The sequence below is a fragment of the Micromonospora sp. CPCC 205739 genome (assembly GCF_036906795.1).
Lineage (GTDB): Bacteria > Actinomycetota > Actinomycetes > Mycobacteriales > Micromonosporaceae > Micromonospora.
In genome coordinates, this window is the sequence record NZ_JBAKHS010000027.1 from 1 (window position 1) to 23985 (window position 23985).

Annotated in this window: 21 protein-coding genes, 1 pseudogene and 1 riboswitch; of the genes and pseudogenes, 9 read left to right on the forward strand and 13 right to left on the reverse strand. The window is 68.6% G+C overall.

The window, feature by feature from the left end; translation table 11 throughout:
• Nucleotides 1-308: 308 nt before the first annotated feature.
• From V6U88_RS26925 to V6U88_RS26935, 3 genes are all read left to right on the forward strand, one after another.
• Nucleotides 309-1394 carry an IS110 family transposase gene (locus V6U88_RS26925; RefSeq protein ID WP_334457270.1) on the forward strand — a complete coding sequence of 362 codons (1086 nt, stop codon included), beginning with the start codon at nt 309-311 and terminating at the stop codon, nt 1392-1394.
• Nucleotides 1395-1521: 127 nt separating this feature from the next.
• Nucleotides 1522-2001 carry a hypothetical protein gene (locus V6U88_RS26930; RefSeq protein WP_334457202.1) on the forward strand — a complete coding sequence of 160 codons (480 nt, stop codon included), beginning with the start codon at nt 1522-1524 and terminating at the stop codon, nt 1999-2001.
• Between the two features lie 6 nt (nt 2002-2007).
• Nucleotides 2008-6096, forward strand: coding sequence for a tetratricopeptide repeat protein (locus V6U88_RS26935; RefSeq protein ID WP_334457204.1), 4089 nt, complete (start codon nt 2008-2010; stop codon nt 6094-6096).
• A gap of 243 nt (nt 6097-6339) precedes the next feature.
• On the opposite strand, the gene V6U88_RS26940 is transcribed toward V6U88_RS26935, so the two are convergent.
• The 7 genes and pseudogenes from V6U88_RS26940 to V6U88_RS26970 form a co-directional block, all read right to left on the reverse strand.
• Entirely contained in the window at nt 6340-6969 is a 630-nt protein-coding gene (locus tag V6U88_RS26940; RefSeq protein WP_334457206.1) for a DUF4352 domain-containing protein, read from the reverse strand.
• Between the two features lie 140 nt (nt 6970-7109).
• A complete protein-coding gene (locus V6U88_RS26945) occupies nt 7110-8273 on the reverse strand; it encodes an IS110 family transposase (protein WP_334457207.1) in 1164 nt (387 codons plus the stop codon).
• 261 nt (nt 8274-8534) lie between these two features.
• Complete coding sequence (locus V6U88_RS26950; RefSeq protein ID WP_334457208.1) at nt 8535-9665, reverse strand: IS110 family transposase; 1131 nt, start codon at nt 9663-9665, stop codon at nt 8535-8537.
• A gap of 174 nt (nt 9666-9839) precedes the next feature.
• Nucleotides 9840-10427, reverse strand: coding sequence for a hypothetical protein (locus tag V6U88_RS26955; protein ID WP_334457209.1), 588 nt, complete (start codon nt 10425-10427; stop codon nt 9840-9842).
• Between the two features lie 12 nt (nt 10428-10439).
• Nucleotides 10440-10706 carry a hypothetical protein gene (locus V6U88_RS26960; RefSeq protein WP_334457210.1) on the reverse strand — a complete coding sequence of 89 codons (267 nt, stop codon included), beginning with the start codon at nt 10704-10706 and terminating at the stop codon, nt 10440-10442.
• A 165-nt stretch (nt 10707-10871) separates the two neighbouring features.
• Nucleotides 10872-11531 carry an acVLRF1 family peptidyl-tRNA hydrolase gene (locus V6U88_RS26965; protein ID WP_334457271.1) on the reverse strand — a complete coding sequence of 220 codons (660 nt, stop codon included), beginning with the start codon at nt 11529-11531 and terminating at the stop codon, nt 10872-10874.
• Between the two features lie 375 nt (nt 11532-11906).
• A pseudogene (locus tag V6U88_RS26970) lies at nt 11907-12047 on the reverse strand (transposase); the annotation flags it as partial.
• Between V6U88_RS26970 and V6U88_RS26975 the strand changes: the two are divergent.
• Nucleotides 12046-12726 carry a hypothetical protein gene (locus V6U88_RS26975; protein WP_334457211.1) on the forward strand — a complete coding sequence of 227 codons (681 nt, stop codon included), beginning with the start codon at nt 12046-12048 and terminating at the stop codon, nt 12724-12726. The pseudogene V6U88_RS26970 and the gene V6U88_RS26975 sit on opposite strands and share 2 nt — an antisense overlap.
• 164 nt (nt 12727-12890) lie before the next feature.
• A riboswitch (SAM riboswitch) is annotated at nt 12891-13004 on the forward strand.
• Nucleotides 13005-13078: 74 nt separating this feature from the next.
• Here V6U88_RS26975 and V6U88_RS26980 read toward each other — a convergent pair.
• Together V6U88_RS26980 and V6U88_RS26985 are read right to left on the reverse strand one after the other, a co-directional pair.
• Nucleotides 13079-13381 (reverse strand): hypothetical protein, encoded by a 303-nt coding sequence (locus V6U88_RS26980; RefSeq protein ID WP_334457212.1) that lies wholly within the window; start codon nt 13379-13381, stop codon nt 13079-13081.
• A gap of 456 nt (nt 13382-13837) precedes the next feature.
• Entirely contained in the window at nt 13838-14275 is a 438-nt protein-coding gene (locus V6U88_RS26985; RefSeq protein WP_334457213.1) for a hypothetical protein, read from the reverse strand.
• A 188-nt stretch (nt 14276-14463) separates the two neighbouring features.
• Between V6U88_RS26985 and V6U88_RS26990 the strand changes: the two genes are divergently transcribed.
• Nucleotides 14464-15243, forward strand: a complete 780-nt coding sequence (locus tag V6U88_RS26990; protein ID WP_334457215.1) for an endonuclease/exonuclease/phosphatase family protein — start codon at nt 14464-14466, stop codon at nt 15241-15243.
• A gap of 80 nt (nt 15244-15323) precedes the next feature.
• Here V6U88_RS26990 and V6U88_RS26995 read toward each other — a convergent pair whose 3' ends face one another.
• Nucleotides 15324-16127, reverse strand: a complete 804-nt coding sequence (locus V6U88_RS26995) for an inositol monophosphatase family protein (protein ID WP_334457216.1) — start codon at nt 16125-16127, stop codon at nt 15324-15326.
• 45 nt (nt 16128-16172) lie between these two features.
• On the opposite strand from V6U88_RS26995, the gene V6U88_RS27000 reads away from it, so the two are divergent.
• The 4 genes from V6U88_RS27000 to V6U88_RS27010 all read left to right on the forward strand — a co-directional run bounded on the left by V6U88_RS27000 (nt 16173) and on the right by V6U88_RS27010 (nt 18516).
• Nucleotides 16173-16511 (forward strand): hypothetical protein, encoded by a 339-nt coding sequence (locus V6U88_RS27000; protein ID WP_334457217.1) that lies wholly within the window; start codon nt 16173-16175, stop codon nt 16509-16511.
• Nucleotides 16512-16739: 228 nt separating this feature from the next.
• Nucleotides 16740-17411: a DUF1062 domain-containing protein gene (locus V6U88_RS30410; protein WP_442934708.1), complete on the forward strand. Its 672-nt coding sequence runs from the start codon at nt 16740-16742 to the stop codon at nt 17409-17411.
• Nucleotides 17412-17540: 129 nt separating this feature from the next.
• Nucleotides 17541-17720 carry a hypothetical protein gene (locus tag V6U88_RS27005; protein WP_334457219.1) on the forward strand — a complete coding sequence of 60 codons (180 nt, stop codon included), beginning with the start codon at nt 17541-17543 and terminating at the stop codon, nt 17718-17720.
• Between the two features lie 46 nt (nt 17721-17766).
• The gene (locus tag V6U88_RS27010; RefSeq protein WP_334457272.1) at nt 17767-18516 is read left to right on the forward strand and encodes a DUF885 family protein; all 750 of its coding nucleotides are present in this window, start codon (nt 17767-17769) and stop codon (nt 18514-18516) included.
• Nucleotides 18517-18573: 57 nt separating this feature from the next.
• On the opposite strand, the gene V6U88_RS27015 is transcribed toward V6U88_RS27010, so the two are convergent.
• From V6U88_RS27015 to V6U88_RS27025, 3 genes are all read right to left on the reverse strand, one after another.
• Nucleotides 18574-19173, reverse strand: a complete 600-nt coding sequence (locus tag V6U88_RS27015; RefSeq protein ID WP_334457221.1) for a hypothetical protein — start codon at nt 19171-19173, stop codon at nt 18574-18576.
• Nucleotides 19174-19966: 793 nt separating this feature from the next.
• Nucleotides 19967-20953, reverse strand: a complete 987-nt coding sequence (locus V6U88_RS27020) for a DUF2637 domain-containing protein (RefSeq protein ID WP_334457223.1) — start codon at nt 20951-20953, stop codon at nt 19967-19969.
• Complete coding sequence (locus V6U88_RS27025) at nt 20950-23895, reverse strand: BTAD domain-containing putative transcriptional regulator (RefSeq protein WP_334457224.1); 2946 nt, start codon at nt 23893-23895, stop codon at nt 20950-20952. The genes V6U88_RS27020 and V6U88_RS27025 overlap by 4 nt, the downstream gene beginning before the upstream one ends.
• Nucleotides 23896-23985 lie beyond the last annotated feature (90 nt).

Here is a 23985-nt window from a genome sequence, read left to right on the forward strand (position 1 = left end):
AACGTCGTCGAACGCTGCTTCAACCGCCTCAAGCAGTGCCGCAGCGTCGCCACCCGCTACGACTGTGAGGATGATCGGGTGCCGCCCGGTGCTCGGGTCTGACCCGCGTTACGACCGGCCTTCGGTGCCTTGAGTTTGATCTGTCGGCTCGGGTCCCGGGTGGTACTTGCTGCCGCCGGACCGGCGGGACGTGTCCCGATAGGGGCCTTGCCGCTAACAAGGCGCCATCACAGTCCTGACCGCCCCTTGCCGGCCCGGCGACGGCCATCCGTTCCCGAGCCGTCAGGAGCCGAACAACCGTGTCCAGCATGTCCCACCCGCCATTGGCCGACCAGCATGACACCGCCCATGAGGTGATCCTTGGCGTCGACACGCACAAGGACGTCCACGTCGCGGCGGCCGTCAGCATCAACGGTGTTCTGCTCGACAGCTGTCGTTTCCCCACCACCGCCGAGGGCTACCAGGCGATGTTGGACTGGGCCATTGCGCTCGGCCCGGTTCGACGAGCCGGGGTGGAGGGCACGCATTCCTACGGCGCGGCGCTGACTCGCCACCTACTAACCGCAGGAATCGCCGTCATCGAGGTCAACCAGCCGGACAAGGCCCACCGGCGCCGCCGCGGCAAGACCGACGCCATCGACGCCGAAGCAGCAGCTCGAGCAGTCCTGTCCGGCACAGCTACCGCCCTCGCCAAGGCAGGCGACGGCCATGTCGAGCGGATACGGCTGTTCAAGCTGGCCAAAGCCTCGGCCGCCAAGTCGCGAGCACAGGCGATCAACCAGCTCAAGGCCGTCCTCGTCGGCGCCGACCCGGCGCTGCGCGACTCGATGACCGGGCTCAGTAACACTAAGCTCATCCGCCGATGCGCCGATCTGGACCCGGGCCAGCCGGACACACCGGCGGCAGCCGCCGCCTACACCCTGCGCCTGCTGGCTCGCCGGATCATCGAACTCACCCGCGAGGTCGAGGACCTCAACCAGCGGATCACCGAGGCCATCAACGCCCACACGCCCGAGCTGCTGCAGCGCTACGGCGTCGGCCCCGACACTGCAGCAGCTCTGCTCCTGGCCGCCGGCGACAACCCGCAGCGGATCACCAACGAAGCGTCCTTCGCGGCTCTCTGCGGAGTCAGCCCCATCGAGATGTCCTCCGGCAAGACCCAACGACGCCGGCTCAACCGCGGCGGCGATCGCCATGCCAACTCAGCCCTATACATGATCGTCATCGCGCGACTTCGCTGGGACCTGCGCACCCGCGCCTACATCGACCGCCGCGTCAGCGAAGGCAAGACCAGACGCGAAGCGGTCCGCTGCCTGAAACGCTACGTCGCACGCGAGCTCTACGACCTCATCGCTCGGACACCGCAGCATACGAACGTGCCATCGACCGCTTGACATCCATAGGGGCATCAAAACCGCCACGTCCTACCAGGCCACCGTCACCATCGCCGCACTACTCCAGTGGTTGTGAACCTTTGAAGACACGGCCTAGGGCCGCCGAGCGGGAGCAACTCGTGGGCCGTTGCTGGCGTTGAGCCGCCCGGCCGCTGATGATGAGGTGATGACGCGCTTACCTAAGGTAGCCCCGTGGGCGTCGATCCTCGCGGTTGGACTGGTGGTTGTCGTTCTAGGGATCTACTTCGCGCTGCGGGACCTCGATCGTGCCGACAAATGGAGCAGTGTCGTGGGTGGAATCGTCGCGCTGCTCGGGCTTGGGCTCTCCGGCTACGGCCTGCTCCGGGGCCGCCGCGATGGTCCGCCGAGCGGCCAGGTAATCGAGAGCACCACCGTCGGCGGTGACGCCGCGCAGATCCGCAACGTCCGCGGCGATCTGCGAATCGGGCCGGCGACGGCGCGCACCATAAGCGCCGCGCCCTCGGAAAGCATCGCAACTGCCCGCGACGACGGCCAGCGCGGTTCACAATCAGTCACCGGATCCACCATCTGCGGATCGCTGCACCAGATCGACACCGTCGGCGGCGACACCGAGATCGACCGGTGAGCCACGATGAGAATCCGCTGGTCCCGGCCGGGTCAGAGCACCACACGCGCCATCGTCATCGGTGACCTCATCCAGATCGAGGGCGTCCAAGGGAATGTCACCATCGCCGCCCATCGTCCACCGTACCGAGTGGAAGCCTTTCCCGTGGACCCTGCGCCGTTGTCGGCCGAACGGGCGCGGCAACAGCCGAGCCGACTGCTGCTCACACGGCATCAGGTCGTCCCGTTCGCCGGGCGCGACGATGAGCTAACGGATCTTCGGCAGTGGCTCGAGTCATCGGACCGAATCTCTGTCCGGCTGCTGCATGCGCCGGGCGGCTACGGCAAGACCCGCCTGGCTCAGGAGACGGCTGTCCAGAGCGCGGCATCGGGCTGGTCGGTTTGGCGGATCCTGTATTCCCCCGTGCCGCCGCCGAACAGCCGGGTCGAGATCGACGAAGCGGGCGGAGTGCTGCTCGTCGTCGACTACGCCGACCGGTGGCCGGGCAGCCACCTGAACACGCTCATCACGCACATGACCGGGCTCGGGTTGCGAGCGGAGCTGACCGTCCGGGTGCTGCTGCTCGCCCGGTCGGCCGGCAGCTGGTGGTCGGCGTTGCGTACCACCGTCGACAGCGAGCTGGCGGGGGAGAGCAGCGCCCGCCGGCTCGGGCCGGTGGCGGCTCCCCTCGATCGTCCGGATCTCTTCGACGCTGCGGCTCGGCGCTTCGCGCGTGCGCTGCACTACGAAGACCCACCACCAGGCGTTCCGGGATTCCTGGCTGACGCCACCTACGACCAGATCCTCGCTGTGCACATGGCCGCTCTCGTGGCGGTAGACGCCGCTCATACGGACCGAGCCGTGCCGTCCAGCCCGCACGCGTTGTCGGCGTACCTGCTGGAACGAGAACGTGCGTACTGGCATCTCCTACACCACCGCACCGAGCCCGGCGTCCTGACCGCGCCGCACATGATGGCGCGTGCGACATACGTGGCCACGCTGGCAGGCCCAGCCGCCGAGGCCGACGCGACCGCGTTGCTGCGCTGCGCCCACGTCGATGAGCCGGGCGTGCGGACAGTCCTAATCGACCACCGATCCTGCTATCCCTCCGGGGATTACCTAGAGCCGCTGAGCCCAGATCGTCTCGGCGAGGACTTCATCGCCCTCACCACCCCGGGCAGCAGCCAGCCGGACGACGACGAGGCCTGGGAGCCGGACCCGTGGGCCGAGAACGCAGTGAGCGCCCTCATGTCCACGGACTCCGGATCAGCGTGGGCCAGGCCAGCGATCAGCGTGCTAGTGGAGACGGCACGCCGCTGGCCGCATGTCGCGGACCATCTGTTGTTCCCGGCGGTCCGGGACCGGCCAGCGCTGGTGCTGCACGCCGGTGCGGCCACCGTGGGCCGCCTCGTCGAGATCCCCGGCGTGGACATCACTCTGCTAGAGCGGCTGACCGAACAATTGCCACCGGGACGTGACGTCAACCTGGACGTCGCAGCGGCCGAGGTGTCGGGCAAGCTCACCGAGTTGCGGCTGCGCACCGAAAAGGACCCGGCCCGGCGCGCCAACCTGCACAACGCGCACGCTAGCCGGCTTATGCTGGCGGGCCGGTACGAAGCCGCCGCCCAGGCCGCTGCCGAGGAGATCTCGATCTACCGACGCCTCGTCGGTGAAAACCCCGGCAGGTACGGCATCAACATGGTCCTCGCGCTACGCAACCAGGCCACCGTGGAGGGCGCGGTGGGCGACATGGCAGCCGCGATGAGGTCGCTGCGCGCCGCCCTGGCGGCATTCGACGAACTCGAGCCAGCCGACGGCGTGGCGGCTAGGTCCCTGCTGGCGTGGCTGCTGAGCGACCTCGGCGCCGCCCTGGCACACCAGGGGCAGCTGGAAACGGCGCTCGCGGCCACACGACGAGCCGTCCGCATCCGCCGGGACCTGATCGACCGCGAGCCCACCGAACACTTGCCCCACCTTGCTCGTGCGCTCAACAACGAGGGCAACCAGCTGGACCGGATGGGACAGCACACCGAGGCCTTGCGGCCGATCGAGGAGGCGGCTGCGATCTGGAGGCAGCTCGCGGCGGCGGATCCGAGGGGGTACGAACCCGATCTCGCGGCGTCGCTCAACGACCTCGGGTGTCAGCTTGCCGACCTAGGGCGAGCCAATGAAGGGCAAGCTGTCCTGCGGGAAAGCCTTGAGATCCGCTCTCGCTTGGCCGAGATCAACCCGGACCTTTTCCTCAACGACCTCGCTCAGTCGTACCAGAATCTGGGCGCGCACCTCGCCGAGTCCGGCCGGCGCGCCGAGGCGCTCTCGGCCGGCCAGAACGCGGTGGCGATCTACCGTCAACTCGCGGACGCGAATCCGGGACGCTTTCTGCCGGGTCTCGCCGGAGCACTCAACAACGCCGGTCTCCAACTCGCCGCCGTCGGCAAGCTACGCCTCGCCGTGTCGACGGCGGAGGAGGCGGTTCGCCACCGTCGGCTCCTGGCCGGCGTGAACCCGGAGGCGCATCTGCCCGAGCTCGGCGCCGCTCTGATGAATTTGAGCTCGAGATACTCCGATGTCGGCCGCAACCCCGAGGCGGCCGCCACCGCAGAGGAGGCCGTCAGTATCTACCTTGCTCTCGTCCGCGACCATCCGGACGCGCATCTCATCGGTCTCGGCGTAGCGCTTCACAATCTGTCGGTTCGCTACGACAAGGGGGAGCGCTGGGCCGAGGCCGTCACCGCCGGCGAGCAGGGTGTAGCGGTCCGGCGGAGGATCGCCGACGCCAACCCCGGCGGCGCCCGGGCCGACCTCGCGTTGTCGTTGAGCAATCTCAGCCTCTGCCTCCACACGGTCGGCCGGGACGAGGAGGGCCTGCGCGCCGCCGCGGAGGCCTGCGAAATCGTGCGTCCACTGGCCGCTGCCGATCCGGTCGCTCACCTACCGCTATTAGCCAAGGCGCTCGGCAGCCTAAGCCGTTGCTTGTCGCATGCCGGCCGCCGCAACGAGGCGTGCGCAAGTGCCGAAGAGGCCGTAGCGGCATGGCGTCGCCTGGCGGCCGAGGATCCTGACGGTCACGAGCCGGATCTCGCGCGGAGCCTCCGTGTGCTGGCCACGGCCCTCGACGCCGTCGGCCAGCCACTCCGGGCGGCGGCCGCGGCAGAAGAGGCGGCAAACATCTTCCGGCGCCTGCTCAGCTCCGAGCCGGAGCCGTACCGTGATGTCCTGGCGAATGTGTTGAGCATCCTCGGCCCGATCCTGACGAAGGTCGGCCGGTACCGCGAAGCCCTCGCCGCCGCAGAGGAGAGTGTCTCGATACGGCGGGCATTGGCCGCCGGCGATCCGGATCACTACCGCGTAGGCCTGATGACAGCTCTGGGCAACCTGACGCTCTCGCGGATACGCGCGGGAGCCTACCGTGAGGCGCTGTCCACCGCGCGCGAGGCGGTCGCGGGTTTCGAGTCCCTGGCCGCCAGCAATCCGGCGTACTTCACCAACGACCTGGCGTCCGCGTACAACGGGCTGGCAATCGTGCTAGCTCATCTGAACAGCCCCGATGAGGCGTACGAAGCCGCCTTGCGAGTCGTTAATCTGCGCCGGTCGCTCGCGGCGCAGCAACCGGAGGCGTACGGCGAGGACCTTGCCGCCGCGCTGAACAACCTCGGTAGGCGGCTGTCCGAGCTGGGCCGGATCGGCGAGGCCGTTGCCGCGACCGAGGAGTCGATCAGACTGCGCCGTTCCTGTGCGGCCTCCGACCGCAAAGCGCGACTGGGCCTCGCTCATGCGCTCGGGAACCTCGCCGGCCTATTGGACGAGGACGGGCGGGACGCCAAGGCGCTCCGGGCAGCGACGGAGGCTGTCGCGCTGCTGCGCGCGTTCGCCGCCGAGACCCCGGAGGCCCACAAGCCCGAACTGGCCAAGGCCCTCGTTCAACGATCGGCGATCTGTCTGCGTTCGCAGACAGACGAATACCCGGCCCTCAACGACACGCTCGAGGCGATCGCGCTCTTCAATCAGCTGCAAGAGGCTTCCCCGGGGCGCTTCGACCTCGAACGGCAGATGGCGCTGCAGACGGCACGCGATCTCGCCGCACGGCTGATCGAGCGTCCGGACCTGATCCCATGAGGCCTGCAGCGCGGCCCCACTTCGACACAGACATCAAGCGCCGACCGGCGGAATTCTCGCGAGCCGGTACTCGCTGCGGGACATCCGGCCGCCCCTGGTGCTGAGACCGGCGCGGATGCGTTAGAGCCCTCCGTCCTTAAACATGGATCTGAAGTCCATCAACCAAGGCCGCGTCTACCCGTGCACGCGACATCCGCTCATGCCGCTGTCCGCGCCGACGTACCTGCTGAGTCGAACGACATCTCACCGAAGCTCCCAGTAGTAGACCGCACCGTCGTTCATCTCGAAGCTGTCATCGACGAAGGCGTCAACGACGTAAGACGCTTCCTGCGGCTTTGTTTTCTTGGGAACCTCGAAAACGATGGCTCCCTTCACGCACCGCCCCTTTGCGAGAGAGTGATCCCCCCATGGGAACTCGGGTTTCGGAAATTGGTTATAGCCCGTGCTCGTGGATTCGATCTCGGTGTCATCGGAGTAGACCAGTCGGAAGGGTGAGGTATTGACGGTCTGCGTGTGGTCATCGTCGTTGCAGACCTTCACAGTCAAGGCGCCGTACTCGTACCCGCGCTCATCTGGCCGGGGCGCGCTCGTCGCGACCGGCTGCTTATAGCTCAGCACGGCCACCTTTAAGTTGCCGTCCCAATCCGTCAATCTCTGCTCCGTGCCCAGGCGCGGCTCGGCAGCCGTGGGAGCCGGCGCGGAAGCCGTTGTCGGCGCTACGGTGAGGGGAGGCATCGGTGAGGGTGACGTAGCTTCTGAAGCCGCCGATGAGGACGCCGGGGAAGGAGTCGATGATGGCGTGCGGTTGTCGCCGCAGCCACTGATGAAACACAGGCTCAGGACGGTTACGAAGGTCGAGGTCTTCTTGCTCACTGGGCCATCATTCCTAATACGCTGAGATTGAGCAGGTAGACACGAGGCAATGACGCCTGATTGTGCGTAGTGCTGAGGAGTGCGTCACCGCCCATGCCGACGAACCGCTTTCCGGTGTACTCTCATGGCACCCCTTTATGTCAAGGCGCCGCTGACACCAGGGGTTTAGGCTGGTTGGTGGCGGGTCCGGGAAGTGGCTTGTCCGAAGGGCCGATGTCCGGGGTCAGGTCGGTCACGCTGGATTGCAGAGTCGTCCCCGATTGCCCTCCCGGATCCGCTGCCTGCCGGCGTTTCTGGTCGGCGACCATGCGGGCGTAGACGACGTTGGACAGTCGGCGTTTCAGCGCGCGCATGGCTTCCATGGAGGTCTTCCCAGCGGCCTTCTTCGCATCGAAGTAGGCGCGGCCTTCGGTCCGGTTGCGCAGCTGGACCACGGCCATGATGTGCAGTGTGCGGTTGATCCGCCGGTTGCCGGCGCGGGAGAGCCGGTGACGCTTCTGGTCGCCGGAGGAGGCGTCCAGGGGTGCGGTGCCGTTCCAAGAGGCGAACCGGTCGCGGTCGGCGAACCGGCTGATGTCTCCGACATCGGCCAGTAGGCGGGCTGCGCCTGAGGGGCCGATGCCGTGCAGCTCCATCAGGGTGCAGCCGCGGGCGGCCACCAACTCCTTGAGGTCCTTCTCCGCGGCCTTGATCTTCTTGTCGATTCCCTCGAGTTCACTGATCAGCTCGACGGCGAGGCGGCGCCTGGTCTTGCCGACGATGTCGCGGGGTTTGACCGTCGCGATCAACGCGCGGGCCTGTGGCGCGGACAGGAACTTCTTCGCCCCGCCGGGTAACAGTTCCAGCATCAACCGGTGCAGCCGGTTGATGGTCTGGGTGCGGGCGCGCCCGAGCTCATCACGCCGGTCGGCGAGCATGCCCATCACCTGTAGGTCCGGGTCGACCTGAACCTGCACCAGATTCGGGCTGCGTAGCGCCACCATCGCCACCGAGTGCGCATCCACCGGGTCGGTCTTGCGACCGTTGCCGGTGGCGAACACCCGCACCTGCGCGGACAGTTTCGCGGGCACGTCGAGCACCGTCTCGCCGTCGTGGACCAGGCGGTGGGCGATGTGTTTGCCGATGCCGTTGCAGCCCTCGACCGCCCAGACCCGATCGGCGTGCTTGCGGCCGGCGGCGAGCATGTCAGCGTAGCCGGCCTTGTCAGTCGCGAAGCGGCCCACCGCGAGTACCCGGCCGCGTTCGTCGACGACCTCGATGGTGGCTGAGCGCTTGTGCGGGTCCATCCCGATGATCACGCTCATCGGCACCTCCCTTGGCTGAACTGGACGGATTTGTCCGCAAGGAGGGCACCGCTACTTCGAGCAGAACAAAGCCCTTTCCAGCCACTCCTCGCGCGGCGCCCGGCGAGACCGCAGGCCATGAGAGAGCCACACCAATGACACCGGTGGGCAGCCGCAATGTGGGAGCGTCTCGCCGGGCACCTGGACCGAGTCTGGCCGGACATCGATCCTGGACCAAGTCTCTAAGTAGCCGCGATCCGCGCGGTCATGGCACCCCTTATGTCAAGACGCCGCTCGGAGGGCGGGTTTAGGCTGGCTGGTGGCGGGTCCGGGAAGTGGCTTGTCCGAAGGGCCGATGTCCGGGGTCAGGTCGGTCACGCTGGATTGCAGAGTCGTCCCCGAGTGCCCTCCCGGATCCGCCGCCTGCCTGCGTTTCTGGTCGGCGTCCATGCGGGCGTAGACGACGTTCGACAGGCGCCGTTTCAGCGCGCGCATGGCTTCCATGGAGGTCTTCCCTGCGGCCTTCTTCGCGTCGAAGTAGGCGCGGCCTTCGGTGCGGTTGCGCAGCTGAACCACGGCCATGATGTGCAGCGTCCGGTTGATCCGTCGGTTGCCGGCGCGGGAGAGCCGGTGACGCTTCTGGTCGCCGGAGGAGGCGTCCAGCGGGGCAGTGCCGCTCCAGGAGGCGAACCGGTCGCGGTCGGTGAACCGACGGATGTCGCCGACGTCGGCCAGCAGCCGAGCCGCACCTGAGGGGCCGATTCCGTGCAGGTCCATCAGGGTGCAGCCGCGGGCGACCACCAGCTGTTGAAGGTCCTTCTCCGCGGTCTTGATCTTCTTGTCGATGCCCTCGAGTTCACCGATGAGCTCGACCACGATTCGGCGCCGGGTCTTGCCCACGATGTCGCGGGGTTTGATGGTCGCGATCAGCGCACGTGCCTGCCGTGCGGACAGGAAGTGCTTTGCCCCGCCTGGGAAAAGTTCCAACAATAACCGGTGCAGCCGGTTGATGGTCTGCGTCCTGGCGCGGCCCAGCTCGTCGCGGCGGTCGACCAGCATCCCCATCACCTGCAGGTCAGGGTCGACCTGAACCTGCACCAGATTCGGGCTGCGCAGTGCCACCATCGCGACCGAATGCGCATCCACCGGGTCGGTCTTGCGGCCGTTGCCGGTGGCGAACACCCGCACCTGCGCAGACAGCTTCGCGGGCACGTCGAGCACCGTCTCACCGTCATGCAACAGGCGGTGGGCGATGTGCTTGCCGATGCCGTTGCACCCTTCGACCGCCCATTCCCGATCGGCGTACTTACGGCCGGCGGCGAGCATCTGCGCCCGGCGAGACCGCAGGCCATGAGAGAGCCACACCAATGACACCGGTGGGCAGCCGCAATGTGGGAGCGTCTCGCCGAGCACCTGGACCGAGTCTGGCCGGACATCGATCCTGCGCAAAGTCTCTAAGTAGCCGATGAGCGGATGTTCAGATCGTGGGGCAGGCGAGACGAAGGTCGCGAGATAAGCCTTGATCGTCGCTCCCGACAACCGGGCGCGTCTGGCGCGTATGTCCGGACGGTGCCGCAGATGGTTGGGTCAACGTGCGGCTTGTTCCACCAGTGGCGGCCGCTCGTTAGAGCGGATCAACAACAGTCCAGCGCCGAGGACGAGCCCCGGTCCCATTACGAGCAGCACGGCCTCCGTGGGTCCCGACACCAACGGCACGTCCCACACACCGAATGGCCTTGGCAGCCCCAGGTGGATCGCAACGAACCCGGCCGCGCCCGCCCCCATCAGCGTCAGGACTCGACTCCGCACGGCCCGATCGACGCCAATCACGGTGGCCAGGGCCAGGGTCAGTACGACCGCGAATGTCAGGCCGCCAACAGCGCCACCGAGCCGCGACGAGACGACGAACACGGCGTGGAACCCCGGATCGATGGAGTCTGCTTGTGGCAGCCCGTTGTACTGGCCGAGTAGAGGAATCGCCGTCGCCGTGAACGCGGTGACCGCTGCGGCGACTGCGAGCAGCCAACGCCCACGGCGCGCCAGCAGGTCCAGGCCGCGGCCGACCGAAGCGGGGGCGCTCAACAGCACTGCTGCCGCGACCGCCAGCAGCAGCGGCCACACCAGCAGGTCAAGCGGCGCGGCGTAGCCTTGGTCGCCCTTGAGACGCGTTGCCACCACGACGATCTCTTACAACACGGCCGACCACGCGCCCAGCGCCGCAGCGGTCCGCCATCGCGCGAGGATGGCAATGCTGATCGCGACCCACGCGGCGGCGCGGGGCCAGGTCGCCGCCGGCACGGCGGCCACCGTTTCGCCCGTACGGGCGAGAAAGGCCGCCGCCTCGGCGAGCGGACGAAGCTGGCGGGCAGTCAAGATCAGTGTGACAACGACGGCGACAACGGCGGCGCCGTCCGCCCATCGGACTCGGCTGGACGGCTGATCGAGGGTTCCCATCGTTGCTTAGACGCGCAATTCCCCAGCAAGGTTGCAGCACACCTCCGCAGCGTGGCGCGGCGCATCGGACGAGCGGGTTACGGACATCGCGTACAGGTCCGGCAGTGTTGGGCTGTCGCACATCATCCTGGTAGGTCGTCGTCGAGCTGCTGGACCTGATCGTGGTCACGGCATCAGATGGACGCGGATCCGTCTGGCCGTAACCGCCGCATCCTTTAGGACGGCCAGACGGGGCTCGGCGGATTCGAGCAGGTGTGGATGACGCAGTAGCGCCAGTGGCGACAGACGCCGGTCTGTCAGCACCGCGTCGATCATCGACCGGTCGCCGCCACAGACCAGGGCACTGACTGCATCGTGAGGGTCGGCGATAACACCGGGCGCATGGGGCAGCATGGTCCGCACGGCGATGTCCGCAGCCCGCTGAGTAGCAGCCTGGGCCTGGTTGACGCGGCGACGTGCGTAGCGCTGCTGCGAGGAACCGCCGGCCGCGGTGCGACCCTGCACGTAGAAGCGCTCGACCTTGGAGACGGTGATGGTCGTACCGTCCGCGACACCGGCGGCAACCGCGCCTTTACGGGCCAGTAGCACGGCGATCCGGGGCGGTCGGATGATGCGGGCCAGCAGCGTGTCCACATCCTTTGCGTCGGCAAGCCCCGGCGGCGGATACAGCGTGGCGGTATCACCGTTGCTCACGCCGGTCAATACGAGGCCCTGCTCGGTGGCGCCGTCGTGGCGGCTGTAGAAGCCGTCGAGCCAACCACGAATCCGCTCCGGTGAGATCTCCACCCACCGCCCGCCACCCGCGGCGAGTCGCGCCTTCACCACGTGAACACCACCTATCGGGAACGGCCGGCCTGCACCCACCATGCTCACATGAAGCGGGTCGCGCCATCGAACGCAGCCCAGTTGATGCCCGGTTCTGGCTCCCCTCTTCGTCAAAGGCCGCGGCGAGGGGTGTTCTAGGCTGGGTGTGGCGGGTCCGGGAAGTGACTTCTCCGAAGAGCCGGCATGGGGATGTGAGCTGGTCACGCTGGAGTCAGTAGTCGTTCTCCGTTGTCCTCCCGGGCCCGCCGCCGTGACACCCGCCGCATCGTTGATCATTCGTCGGTAGACGATGTCGGACAGGCGTCGCTTCAGCGAACGCATCGCTTCCATCGATGTCTTGCCAGAGAATTTCTTCCGGTCGAAGTAGGCGCGTCCTTCGGTGGGGTTGCGCAGCTGGACGGTGGCCATGGTGTGCAGCACACGGTTGATCTGCCGGTTGCCGGCGCGGGAGAGCCGGTGGCGTACCTGTTCGCCGGAGGAGGCGTCGATGGCGCCGCGCGCTAACCTGCCGCGCATGGCCTACCGCGTCGGAGACGTGCTGCGTATCTCCTGCCCGTTCACGCCAACAGTCGTCATCGGCATCGACGAGGCGCACGTCAGCGTCCGCTGGCCGTGGTGGGATATCGACCCGGACGCGGAGGGCGTGCGCTGGAACGGCGAGGTGGCCTTGGGCCGCGCCGACCCGGGTGAGCTGTACATGATCGACCCGCCCTCCCTGCGCCTCGCCCCCGGCGATACCTGCCGAGTCGGTATCCAGGCGCGGATCATCCACGTCATCGAGGTTCACGAGTACGATCCGCCGCAGGATACGGGCTGGCTGCCCCGCCCGAGCCTGAGCCTGCTCGTCCTGCGCGCCGGTGAGGCTCCGGACGCGGCAGCGGAGTTCCAGGGCACGAGCATCGAGCCCGGCGGCGGTGTTCCGTTCACGCTTGAACTGGTCTTCCGGCCGTATGCCTTCCTGGAGGCCGGCGACGACGTTGCCGACGCCGACGGTCGTGCGTGGCACTTCGATGGTCCATGGATTTGGACCGCTTACGACGGCGCGGGGGGCGTGCCAGCCTGGCCCCTGGCCTTGCTGACCGGCAGAGCGGATCCGGCGGCGGTCGCGGCCGCGACCGCTAGGGAATCGCACGAAATCGAAGTCACCCGCTGGCGCCGAGCGGCCGGCTTGCAAGACGACGCCCAGCCTCGTTGAGTAGGCCACGGGGTCCATCGCTACCAGCGGCCGGGCCTACCTGATCGGATCTGCCGCCGACCGCGCACTACTCAGCGTCACGGCGCGTCACCTGGCCAGCGCCCGGTCGTGTCGAAGAGGGAACGTTCGCCGGCGGCGCCGATGGTGCTTCGGTCGCCGCCACAGGTCATGAGCGCCAGCCCCAAGCCCGGCTCGCTGGCCGGCAACCCTCCGTTCGTGGGCGGGGTGCTCCGGGTGAGGACCAGGCTCGGCACGCAAGTGTCGGGCAAGCCGCGAAAAGAGGAGTTGCATGCCGATGATCCCGTCCTTCGGCGGAACCACAATGCCCGATGGACAGAACGCGCGGTTCGGGTCAGGGCGGTTCCGACTCGCCGCCGCGGACGACGCCGAGCAGTTCGCGGCGCTGCACGCCGACAGTTGGCGCAGGCACTACCGGGGCGCCTTCGCCGACTCGTTCCTCGACGGCGACGTCGCGGCCGACCGCCGCTCGGTGTGGTCGGCACGGCTCGCCGCACCGACCAACAGCGAGACCATCCTCGCCGAGCACGACGGCCGGCTGGTGGGCTTCATCCACGTGGTGTTCGACGACGACCCGGGGTGGGGCAGCCTCGTCGACAATCTGCACGTCGTCCACGACCAGCGCTGGGACGGGCATCGGTACGCTGCTTCTGGGCCGCGCCGCCCGAGCCGTCGGCGTGCGAGCGACCGGCAACGCGTTGTATCTGTGGGTGTTGCAGCAAAACACCGTCGCCCAGCAGTTCTCCAACGCTTGCGGGGCTACGTGCGTGGAGACGGCGACGGTGCCGCCGCCCGGCGGAGACCCGGCCCGGCGCAACGGCACTCCCCGCAGGTTGCGTATGGTGTGGCCGGACTTCGCAAGGCTGAGCCACCCCCTCGACGGCCGCTGACCCGCTCCCACCGTCGCTATCGCCGGGACGTGACGAACTGCCAGAGCGGCAACGCGCTGATCTGCCGCAATGGATGCGTCACGGACAGTGACCGGCCGTCAGGCGCCTCGACGTCCGCGCCAAGAACAGTGCGCGTGATCATGGCGAGGTCGACGCTTGACCTCGCGCGCCCATGGCCTGGTACTGCAACGGCAGTCGGGCGGTCAGCCGGCGTAGCGGGGTTCACTGAGCCGGTGGCGGAATTCCGCGTGAGCGGTCTGGAAGACGTCGTTGAGCCGCTCGAGCTCGGACTCGGCCGGTTCTCGCCGCAGCCCGACTTCGATCTTGAAGTCGCCGTCCACGATCGCCACGTCGAGGCGGTCGAGCAGGTCCGCGGGAAGCCTGGTAATGACGAACTCGCGGAACGCATCGGCGATCGTGCCCGCCATATCCCCGCACCCGCAGGTGCGGCCATCCAGGACCGCACCGAGGTGGCTGCGGCCGATCAACGCGTCCGGGTGTACGGGATCCATGACGGTCAGGCCCTCCTCCAGGACTGTGCGGGCCTCCGACAGCCGTGCCTCATGCTGAAGGAACAAACCAAGGGCGATGCAGGCCCGCCCGACCGTGTCATGGTCGGTGCCACGGCGTGCCTGGCTCACTGCCTCGGTCAGCCGCTGCTCCTGGCGTCCGGATCTGCCGGTGACAGCGCGTGCGTCGAGCGGCGTACCCGTCCGAATCGCTGCGCCTCCGGCGGTTTAAGATCGAGTCCCTCCAGGCAGGCAGGGGCGGTCGGCGGGGTAGGCGTCGAATCAGAGCTGGCAGGTGTGTCGTTTTGCGGATCGCGAGTGTGAACGCCTGGGGTGGCGCGTTGTACGACGAGCTCATCAAATGGCTGCCCGACAGCGGGGCGAACATCGTCTGCCTGCAGGAAGTGACTCGGACCCCTGGTCTGACCGGATGGACACGCTTCGAAGACGGTGAACGCATCCTGCCCCAGCGGGCTGACTTGTTCGATGATGTCCGCATCGCGTTGCCGCACCATCAGGCGATCTTCCTCGCCAGCGACTCAGGACCCGTGCATGACGACCAGGGCGGCCGGCATCGGCAAGACTTCGGTCTCGCGACCTTCGTCGCCGAGCAACTGCCGGTCATTGGTGTCGACTCCGCCTTCGTGCACGGTCAGTTCGTCGACCATGATGCGTGGACGATCACAGCCCGTCCGCGCATCGCACTCGCGGTGCACACCGTTGACCGCGCCGCCGGCCGGTCGGTGTGGGTGGTGCAGGTACACGGATTACGCGATCTGGTCGGCAAGGCTGACACCCCAGCGCGGCTCCGCCAAGCAGAGCGACTCGCGGAACTCGTACGCCGGGTACGCAGTCCGCAGGACCTAGTGGTGGTCTGCGGTGACTTCAACCTGTTACCCGGCAGTGAGACGTTCGACGTTCTGGCCGAAATCGGCCTGACCGACCTGGTCGGCGCGGCCGACACGCGAACGTCTCACTACCCTAAACCGGTGCGGCACGCGAGCTACCTGCTCGTCTCCGATGTCGCCGCCGTCAAGCAATTCGAGATATTGAACGAACCAGAGGTTTCCGATCACCGGGCCCTGATCCTCGACATCTAGCTCTAGCTGGCGTGGGTTCGTCGCAGGCACGCACGAATCTGCCGCTGACCGCGCGCCTTTGCCGAGAAGCGGATAACCGATCAATCCCTTCTTGCACGCTGGTTTCCTACCAGGGTCAGCAGGGCGGCGTGTGTTTGCTCGTCGGCCGCCACCACGAGACCGCCCGCACCGGTGTGAAGAGGTTGGCCGTCGATCCCGGTCACCACACAGCCGGCTGCCTGACAGAGAGCGATGCCGGCCGCGAAGTGGACACTGTCGCTTAGGTAGCCATCGGTTACATAGGCGGCTCGTCGGCCAGCAGCGACCCAGGCCACCGCCAGGGTGGTGGAGACGACGCGTGGGCGGAACTGCTCGATGAACCCTTCGTCGGCAAGTAGCCGCGCAGCCCGGAAGACGCGCTCATTGGGGAACGGTGGATCGAGATTGACGTCCACCAGCCTCGACGCGGCGGACGGGGCAAGTCGCTCGTCCGCGCCGCCGCCACGCACGTGCGCCCCAGCACCGTCGGTCCAGAACACCTCATCGGTGAACGGGTCCGCCGAGGCTGCCACGACGACCTGCGTTCCGGTTCGCAGAGCTACGTTGACCGAGACGAGCATGTTGTGTACGGCGTAGTTCAGCGTCCCGCACAACGGGTCGACTAGCCACATTCGTCCGTTCCCGCCGGTCCCCGTGCGCCCGCTTTCCTCTCCCACCACGAGGTCGTCCGGCCGGTAAGCGAGCAAGACGTCGAGGATGGCCCTCTCTGCTTCGATGTCGGCCGTCGTGGCGAAGTCCCCCGCAGACTTCTCGAAGCGTGTCGGCGATGACCCGTAGTGCGAGCGCACGACCGCAGCGCCGGCTTCCGCCGCTTTGATGACCAGATCTCGGTCGGTGATCGACATGCACGCACGATAGATGCCGCCCTGGCTAGCCGCGTCGACGAGGCGGTGGCCGCCTACCGGGCTGCCGTTGACGCCGGCGAGGGGCACGTTCGCGTGCGGCTGCTGGCGGCACAGGGCCGACTGGAGGAGGCGACTCAGCTCGTCCGGGACATGCTCGCCGAGCCGGGCCAGAATGCTTCCTACCGCCGGCTGGGCTGGCTGCTGACCGAGCAGCGGCGCTTCGAGGAAATCGAGGCCGAGGCACGGCTGCTTGAGGACGGCAACCTGGTAGGGCTGTCATATCTTCTCTCCGGTGCCCAGGAGTCCGCGAACTTCCACGAGGACTGTCCCGCCGATTGCAAGGGCAGCACCAGGGTGGTCCGATACCTCCCGGCATGCCGATGACGTGCCGACCCCGCCCCTCAGTGTTCGGCACCAGGACAAAATGGGTGGCCTTGCCAGCCCGTCCCGCCCTACCTTCTAACTGGATTTTCTTCTCCGACCCACTCACAAGAGGACTTCACCCCGCGTGACGCCGCCTGCTCTTTAGACCTGACACCTTCCCCGTGCATCGGTCGCCGACGTCGCCGTCGGCTCTTTTCCCATGCCTTCCATCAGGTCTTAAGAGAGATCATGTCTACGCGTCCTCATATCGTGCTGTCCCAGACCGTTCGGCGCACGCTCCTTCCCCTGCTCACGTTCCGCTGCGTCCACTGCCATTACGGCCTCGCCCGCACCGGCGACCGGAAGTTCCGCGCCATTGCCAACGGCAAACTCCTCGACATTTGGCTCCTCATCCCCTGCGTTTCCTGCGACCGCACCAGCAAAATCACCGTTCACGATCGCGTCCCGGCCCGGTACCTGGAGCCGATCCTGCTGGCGGGCTACTCCGGCAACTCCTCTTCCCTGGTCGCCCGCGTCCTTCTCGACCCGTTGATCGCCCGGCGCAACCGGTTCGACTCATCCTGGGAACTGCTGGCCCCGTCCCCTCCCGAAAGCCCTTGGCCCGTCCAGGTTTCGGTCATCTTCGACGACCCCGTGCCCCTTCGCCCCGACCGGCTCATCATGCAGGGGGCTGGGCATCAGCCGCGGGGAGATCGCTCGCCGCGTCAAGATCGGCATTGCGCTGAACCGCAGACCTCACAGGGACTTCTCGCTCGTCCTGCTATGAGCCGTCGCCGTGGGCCTGAGCCGGAGCGAGAGGCAAGGTGGCCTTGCCCTGGACTGCATCACGCGGCGGTCCGCGCGCGGTCGCTCATGACCGGGCGTGAACGGAGGTCAGGGCCGGCCCGATACCGGCGATGAAGGTGAACGCCCGGGTGCATACATCTGGACGTGCCGATGAACGGAAGTTGTCAGATGTTCTGAACCGCTTGCCGCGATCGATGCAGGCTCGCACCACGGCAGCCAGGGCAAGGACCTAGCATTGCCCCCATGATCGAGGACTTCGCGGATCGGCTCCTGTGCGACATGGCCGGCCTCGATCCCTGCACAGCGGTCGTCGAGGCCGGCGAGCAGGATGTCGACGGGCTGACCGACTACAGCCCGGAGGGCCACCAGGCCCGCGCCGACCTCGCGGCCCGCGCCCTGCGCGAGCGGCGCGGCCTTCGATGAGGGCTGGGCTCGTGTCGGCGAACGCCTGGCCGCGATCCCCGCGGCCCTGGACGGGTATGCCCGCAGCCTTCTACTCGCCGCCGAGGGCGGCAATGTGCCGGCGCGGCGCCAGGTGGAACTCGTGACGCAGCGCTGCCGCAACTGGATCGACGACGATGTCGCCCTGGTGGATCGCTACGGCGAGGGGCGTCAGCGGGCGTCGTTGCTGGCCGCGGCGACGGGTGCGCGAGAGGCGTACCAGAAACTGGCCGAGATGCTGACCGCGGACCTAGCACCGCGGGCCGTTGAGGACGAAGCGTTCGGCCAGCAGCGGTACGCACTCTGGGTGCGCACCTTCCTCGCGGCCCAGCCTGTTTCGCGCGAGCTGTACGACTGGGGCTGGGACGAGTTCCGAGCGATAGAGGCAGAGCTGATCGCGGAGGCGAAGGCCCTGGGCGGGAGCGTGCCAGAGGTGCTCGCCTGGCTCGCCAGCCCCGACGCACCCGGCACGCTGCACAGCAGGGAGGCGTTCGCCGCGTGGCTGCAGGAGCTGTTGGAGGCCGCCACCGAGCGGCTGGACGGTGTGTACTTCGACATCCCCGCCCCGCTGCGGCGCATCGAGTCGCGGTTGACCACGTCGTCCGGCATTGCCTACACCGGGCCTTCGCGGGACCTGACGCGGCCGGGCCGGGTCTGGTGGTCCCTTCCCGAGGACGCAGCGGGCTTCCCCACCTGGTACGCCTACAGCACCGCCTATCACGAGGGCGTTCCCGGCCACCACCTCAGTAGGGCCGTCCAAGTCCTGCTGCCGCCCTGACATGCCGCGAGACGCGCCGGTATCCGCGCCGTAGTCCTTGCACGGCGCCGGGCTCGGTCAGGTGTCCAGGTCGGTGAGCGACCGGTCGTACCGCCGCAGCCGGATGCCGAGCACGTCGTAATGCGAGTACGTGTGGATGTCGTCGGTCGTCTCCAGCAGCAGCGCCCGGTCACCACGTCGCCACACCGCCCGGTAGCTGTCGTACGCTCCGGTCACCACGCTCTCCGGCGTACCGAGACGGGTGGTGATTAGCGCGGCGAGGCGATCCCGTTCGGCATGGAACTTGGCCCGCCTTGCGTCCGGCTGCCGAGCCCACAGCGGGGGCAGGTCCTCGTCGTGCTCGTCCTCGTCGTCGGGGTCGTCCGGCTCCTCCGCCCCGAACGCCGGCCAGTACAGCGCGCACGGCAGGTGCACCCACACGTCCGGATCGGGCGGGGCCGCGCCGAGCTCGACCAGCCAGCCCGACGGTTCGCCCTCGTGGTCGACGGCGAACTGGGGTGCTCCCGGGCCGCCCTCCCAACCGACGTCCTCGCCGGGCCGGGCGAGACCCCACTCCACGAACATCGCCTCGACCGTCGCCCTTTCCCAGGGCACGTCGGCCAGCGTGATCATGCGGTCCACCCACACTTCGTCGACCGGGAGCAGCTTCAGCGACATGACCGCAGACCGTACACGGCAAGGCCGGGCCCTTGGATGAGCGTGCTCCTGGCTCGTCGGGGGGAAATCGGGTTTCCGCTCAGCAAGCCGACGCATACACAACGACTGCTGCGACGACTCGTTCACCGAGCTCTGCGCTGACGTCGTCGGGTTCAGCCGTGACTGCGGAGCGCCGAGCCACCGGATTCGCTGAGCAGCCCGCGACGAGCCAGCCTTCTCGGCCGAGGACCTACGACGCACTGTCCTGCCGCGATCGGCGCGGTCCAGGTGAACGGTCGGGGCCCGATTGGGCCGTTTTCGGGAGCCCGCTGATCATGAGCGGGCTCCCCGGAGCCTGGCCCGACTCGAACGGTGCTGCCACCCCTGGATTCAGTGACGTGCGGTACCGGCGCCGCACGTTGGGCAGGCCGGCCTCCAAGCGTAGTGCGCCCAGATGTAGCCGACGAGAGATAAAGCGGCGCGGGCGGTGCGTCCGCGGTGAGGCAGAGGTCCTCCAGCTGCTACAGGTCCACCGACCCGCTCTAGCGCTCACCCGCCGTGACGGGCCGCCCGGGCTGTCGCGGCGGTGGGGCGCAGTCGGAAAAGGCCCCGCCCAACAGTTCTGGTGCAAGCGCCACCTGCCTAACGATGGGTGCCACCTGCGGCCGAGGATGGCGAGCTCCTCGCTGAGGGCGGTGACCCCCGCCATCCCGCTCTCGTGAAGCACGTACGCGCGTAGAGCAAGACATAGGGCCCTTTTCTCGTCGGGGGCCATTGGTCAGGGGGGTATGGAGCGCTGTGATTGGGACGGCTGCTATGGGCGGATGCTGTCGCCGAGTGTCCCGGAGTGTTGGCTGTTGAGGCGTCCGCTGGCACCCGGGGGCGGCCAGTACCGGCGGACGGTGCGTTCGGAGCGGCCGATGCGGGCGGCGATGTCGGCGGGGTGCATGGCCGGGTCGCGCCGGTACCAGTACGCCACTGCCGCCGCCGTGTCGCTGGGCACGGGCTCATCGTCGGCTGTCTGAGCCGAGGTACCGCCTCGAGCATCGGTGGGGCTGGGCCGTCCCTGTGCCGAGGTGTGGGCGAGTCTATCGATGGTTGGGCTGCCCATCTGCGGTCCGGGTGTCCGCCCTTGCTGGTCGGTGCGGGGTGGGGTCGTCCCGCTGCCGGTGGTAGGGACCGGTTCGGTAGTGGCGGCGCGGACGGGCTGCTCGCCATCGCTGGCGCGTGCCGCCGCTGGCTGGTGTGTGGGTGAGCGGGTAATGGTGGGCGGGGCCGGTGATGCGGTGGGCTGCTCGCGGCCTGTGTTCGGGGTTGCCGGATGTGAAGCGTCTGGGATGGTGTTGGACGGTGGCATGGTGGTGGCGCGGATCCGGCCGGTGATTTCTACGAGGCTGATGCTGGCGACCACGACGAGCCCGTCCACGGACACGGGCAGCAGGTAGGCGGCGCCTGCGTCGGTTTCTCCGTAGCGGGCGGCGACGCCGACCATGTGCCAGTAGCTGACCCAGCCGGCGATGCCGGCGATCACCGCGGCGGCGAGTAGGCGCAGCACGGCGAGGGCGCGCCGGTCGCTGGGTACACGGGAGATGAGTTCGACCGTGAGTAGCAGCGCCAGCGGCGGCCACGCGGAGATCATCTGGCTGATGGTGTTGGGACGGGCGTGCAGCACGTTGGCCGCGATGGAGGCGGCGACGCCGAGGACGAGCACGGCGCGCACCGCCCACCGCAGGCGGCGCAGTTGGTCCAGGACGACCTGCCGACCGGAGCCGGCGGAAGCGGGCGTGGGTGTGGCGCTCATGGCTGGGCCTCCCGGTCGCCGGGAGAAGAGGCTCGGCCTTTCGTCCGGTTGATCAAGTGGTCGGCCAGGTTTGTCGTCTCGGTGCTGGGTTGCGTGTCGATGTCGGACAGGGCGCGGGTGAGAACGCGGCGCAGAGCGCGGATCGCGTCGAGCTGTCCCAGCCGGGCATGGGCGCGCATCGCGGCCTGGTAGAGCCCTTCCGCGTGGGGGTGGTGGGCGATGGCCGCGTGCAGCACGGCGAGTTGCTCGGTGGGTTGATCGGCGAGTTCCTCGGCGAGGGCGACCGCGGCGTCGTGGGCTTCTTGGCGCACGGCTTCCCGGTACGGCTCCAGCCACTCGTACGCGCAGCCGTCGGCCAGCGGCTTGCGGTAGTCCTCCAGCGCACGGCGCAGCGCCTTGATCCGGTCGGTGCGGTCGGTCGTGCCGGTGGCGTGGCGGATGGCGGCGCGCATGCGCCACAGATCGATGTCGAGGCGCTCAGGGTTGAGTTGGTAGGTGTGGTGCGGGTGGGTGAGGTAGGTGCCGGGTCCGCCGTTGTGGCGCAGCACGCTGCGCAGGTCCGAAACGTAGGTGTGCAGGCGGTGCGTGGCCTTGCGGGCGGGGGCGTCAGGGAGCAGGTCGTCCAGGATCGCCTCCGCGGTGGCGCTGCCGCCGCGGACGGCCAGGTAGACGAGCAGTTCCAGGGATTTGGCGCGAGGGTTGCGTTGCGGGTCGGCGTTGACGATGCCAGGTGCGCCGAGCACGGTCACCTGCACGCGACCGTCACGCCCGGCCGTGATCTCGCCATCGGAGGCACTCGCGCCGCCTGTGGTGACCCGCGCCGCCTTCTCCCTGTCATCCGCGGTGTCTGCAGCCACGCGAACGGGTAGGTCCGCGGCTGCGGCGCAGCGGTTCGCGTCAGCCGATGACGTGGCGATGCCGGTCTGCGACGGCGCGCCGCTCGTCCTGCGGAGGCGGTCGTCGGGGGCGTTGATGGCTGTGCCAGTAATGTCCTGCTTCGCGTTCCCGGCGGTGGCGGGCGTGCTCGAGAGGTGGGCCGGTGTTGGTGGCTGACCGGTGTGGGACTCCGCGAGGGTCGTGAGCAGGTCGAGGGTTTCGGCGGGGTGCAGGACGGTGAGGCGGCCGACATCAGCGGGATGGCCGCTGTGGGGGTTGCCCGCGGTGTCCGTGGGGGTGGTGGCGCCGTCCTCGCCGACGGCGATGGTGGTGCCATCGGGCCATGGCCCCAGCAGCACCCCGTAGACGTCCAGGCGCTGACCTTGGGTCAGAAGCGCGGCGACACGGGCGCGTTCGTGGCCGGACGGGGCCTCGGCCAGGAGCATGAGCGGCGGTGGCGGCGGCTGGCCTGGATCGGCGTCGCGCAGGTCGGTGACGGTGTTGACGTCATGGTGGTCGACCAGGCGGGCGCGGTGCAGTGTTTGCGTTTCCACGAGGTCCAGGGCCTCGGCGAGCGTGGACGTGGTCAGCAGGCGGGGCGTGCGGGGCAGATCCACCGCGGCGACGCCCAGCAGTTTGGCTGCGGTCGGTGCGGACGCCACCACCATGGTGCGGGCGTGCGGCTGATGCGGGGCGCCTGAGGCGAGTGCGGCGATCAGGAATCCCCGCGCGGCGGCTTCGGCGCCGGCGCCGGTCAGTCCGAGTCCGGTCGGTGGCCACAGCGCTGACAGGGGGCTGGCCAGAGCCGGCGCCACGGGCACTGGCCCACCACTGCTCGCGCTAGCGCCGCCGTCAGCGTCGCGCTCATTCCCGCGGATCGAGTCCGGACCGTCGGCCTGAGGGGTGTCCATGGAAGGTCCGACATGGTCGTGGCCGGGGCGCTCGGGGAGGGCTCGGCGCAGCCCACGGCGGATCTGGCCCACGACGCGGGGCATCGGCCTCAGACCGGCGTCGTCCGCCCAGGGCGCGTCCAGTGGGCGGGGCGTGTAGCGGTGTCGGCGGTGTGCCCACACCAGCGCGACGGCGGCCGCGATGGCCAGGGCCACACCGAGGTCGATCCAGCTGCCGCTGAGCAACGTGATTCCGCGAGGTGTCCCCTGACTGTCGGAGCGGTGCTCGTCGGCTGGGCTCACCTCGGGATCGCCGGCAGCGGTGCGGCCGGTCGTGGGTGTGGCGGGGGTGGCGGGTGTGGTCGTGGCATCCGATTCTGGGGTGGGGGTGGTGGGTGCCGGGCTGGCAGGCGGTGCGGTGTCGGCTCCGGGTTGCGGGGTTCTGGTCTCGGACGGTCGGGTCGGCGGCGGTGAGGGCACGGGTCGCTGCGGGCGGGTGGTGGGAGGGGTGGCGTCGGCGGGCAGGTCGAGGGTCCAGCCGGGGTAGATGACGTTCGGGTCGCGCAGCGTGCCGCCGACGCGGGGGAAGTGGGTGCCGCGGTTGAGGTCGTAGATGTCGGGCCAGCGGCGGTCGTCGCCGAGCCGTCGTGCGGCGATCGAGGACAGGGTGTCGCCGCGGCGCACCGTGTAGGTGGGGTTGCCCGCGGTGCTGGCATCTGCCGGTGGTGTCGACTGCTGCTGGGGCTCGTGGGCGTCCTCGGGTATGCCGTGTCCGCGGGGTTGGTCGTCGCCGTCGACGGCGGCGTCGGTTGCTGCGGCGGCCGGGGTGGCGCTCGCGGCGGCAGTGACCGCCGTAGCGCCGAGCAGGGCAGCGGAAAGGCCCTGCAAGGGCCCAGGTAGGTGCAGTGCGGGTAGCCAGCCAGCAGCGCGTGCGAGCCGCGCTGCCAGGCCAGAGATCACGGCGGTCAGGAGGTAGACGGCGAGGAGGCCGGCGGCGACCTGTGCCAGGAGGACGATGAATCCCTCGGTCAGGGGCTGCGCGACCCAGGCGCGCAGCTGCGACGCTGATGGCATCCGGGGTATCGGCCACACCTCGGCGCGCAGGAGCGCGGCGTAGCCGGCGGACACGATGACTGTCGCGGTCGTGGCGGCCAGAATGCCCGTCTTGGATCTCACCTGTTGTCCCCTCTCCGAACGCCTCGTCCGATCGGCACGGTTCGTGATCGACGCTAGGAGTCAGCCGCAGAAGCAGGCAGGGGTTGGCAT

Bases quoted from the DNA above. Each gene is read 5' to 3' on its own strand.
- V6U88_RS26980 (WP_334457212.1), bottom strand. From the start codon at position 13,381: ATGCCCGTCCCAGCGCTGGTCGTGGACGACGTGCAGATTGTCGACGAG.
- V6U88_RS30410 (WP_442934708.1), top strand. From the start codon at position 16,740: ATGTCTACGCGTCCTCATATCGTGCTGTCCCAGACCGTTCGGCGCACG.
- V6U88_RS26945 (WP_334457207.1), bottom strand. From the start codon at position 8,273: ATGAGCGTGATCATCGGGATGGACCCGCACAAGCGCTCAGCCACCATC.
- V6U88_RS27005 (WP_334457219.1), top strand. From the start codon at position 17,541: ATGATCGAGGACTTCGCGGATCGGCTCCTGTGCGACATGGCCGGCCTC.
- V6U88_RS26995 (WP_334457216.1), bottom strand. From the start codon at position 16,127: ATGTCGATCACCGACCGAGATCTGGTCATCAAAGCGGCGGAAGCCGGC.
- V6U88_RS27015 (WP_334457221.1), bottom strand. From the start codon at position 19,173: ATGTCGCTGAAGCTGCTCCCGGTCGACGAAGTGTGGGTGGACCGCATG.
- V6U88_RS26935 (WP_334457204.1), top strand. From the start codon at position 2,008: ATGAGAATCCGCTGGTCCCGGCCGGGTCAGAGCACCACACGCGCCATC.
- V6U88_RS27020 (WP_334457223.1), bottom strand. From the start codon at position 20,953: ATGAGCGCCACACCCACGCCCGCTTCCGCCGGCTCCGGTCGGCAGGTC.
- V6U88_RS26925 (WP_334457270.1), top strand. From the start codon at position 309: ATGTCCCACCCGCCATTGGCCGACCAGCATGACACCGCCCATGAGGTG.
- V6U88_RS26960 (WP_334457210.1), bottom strand. From the start codon at position 10,706: ATGGGAACCCTCGATCAGCCGTCCAGCCGAGTCCGATGGGCGGACGGC.
- V6U88_RS26975 (WP_334457211.1), top strand. From the start codon at position 12,046: ATGGCCTACCGCGTCGGAGACGTGCTGCGTATCTCCTGCCCGTTCACG.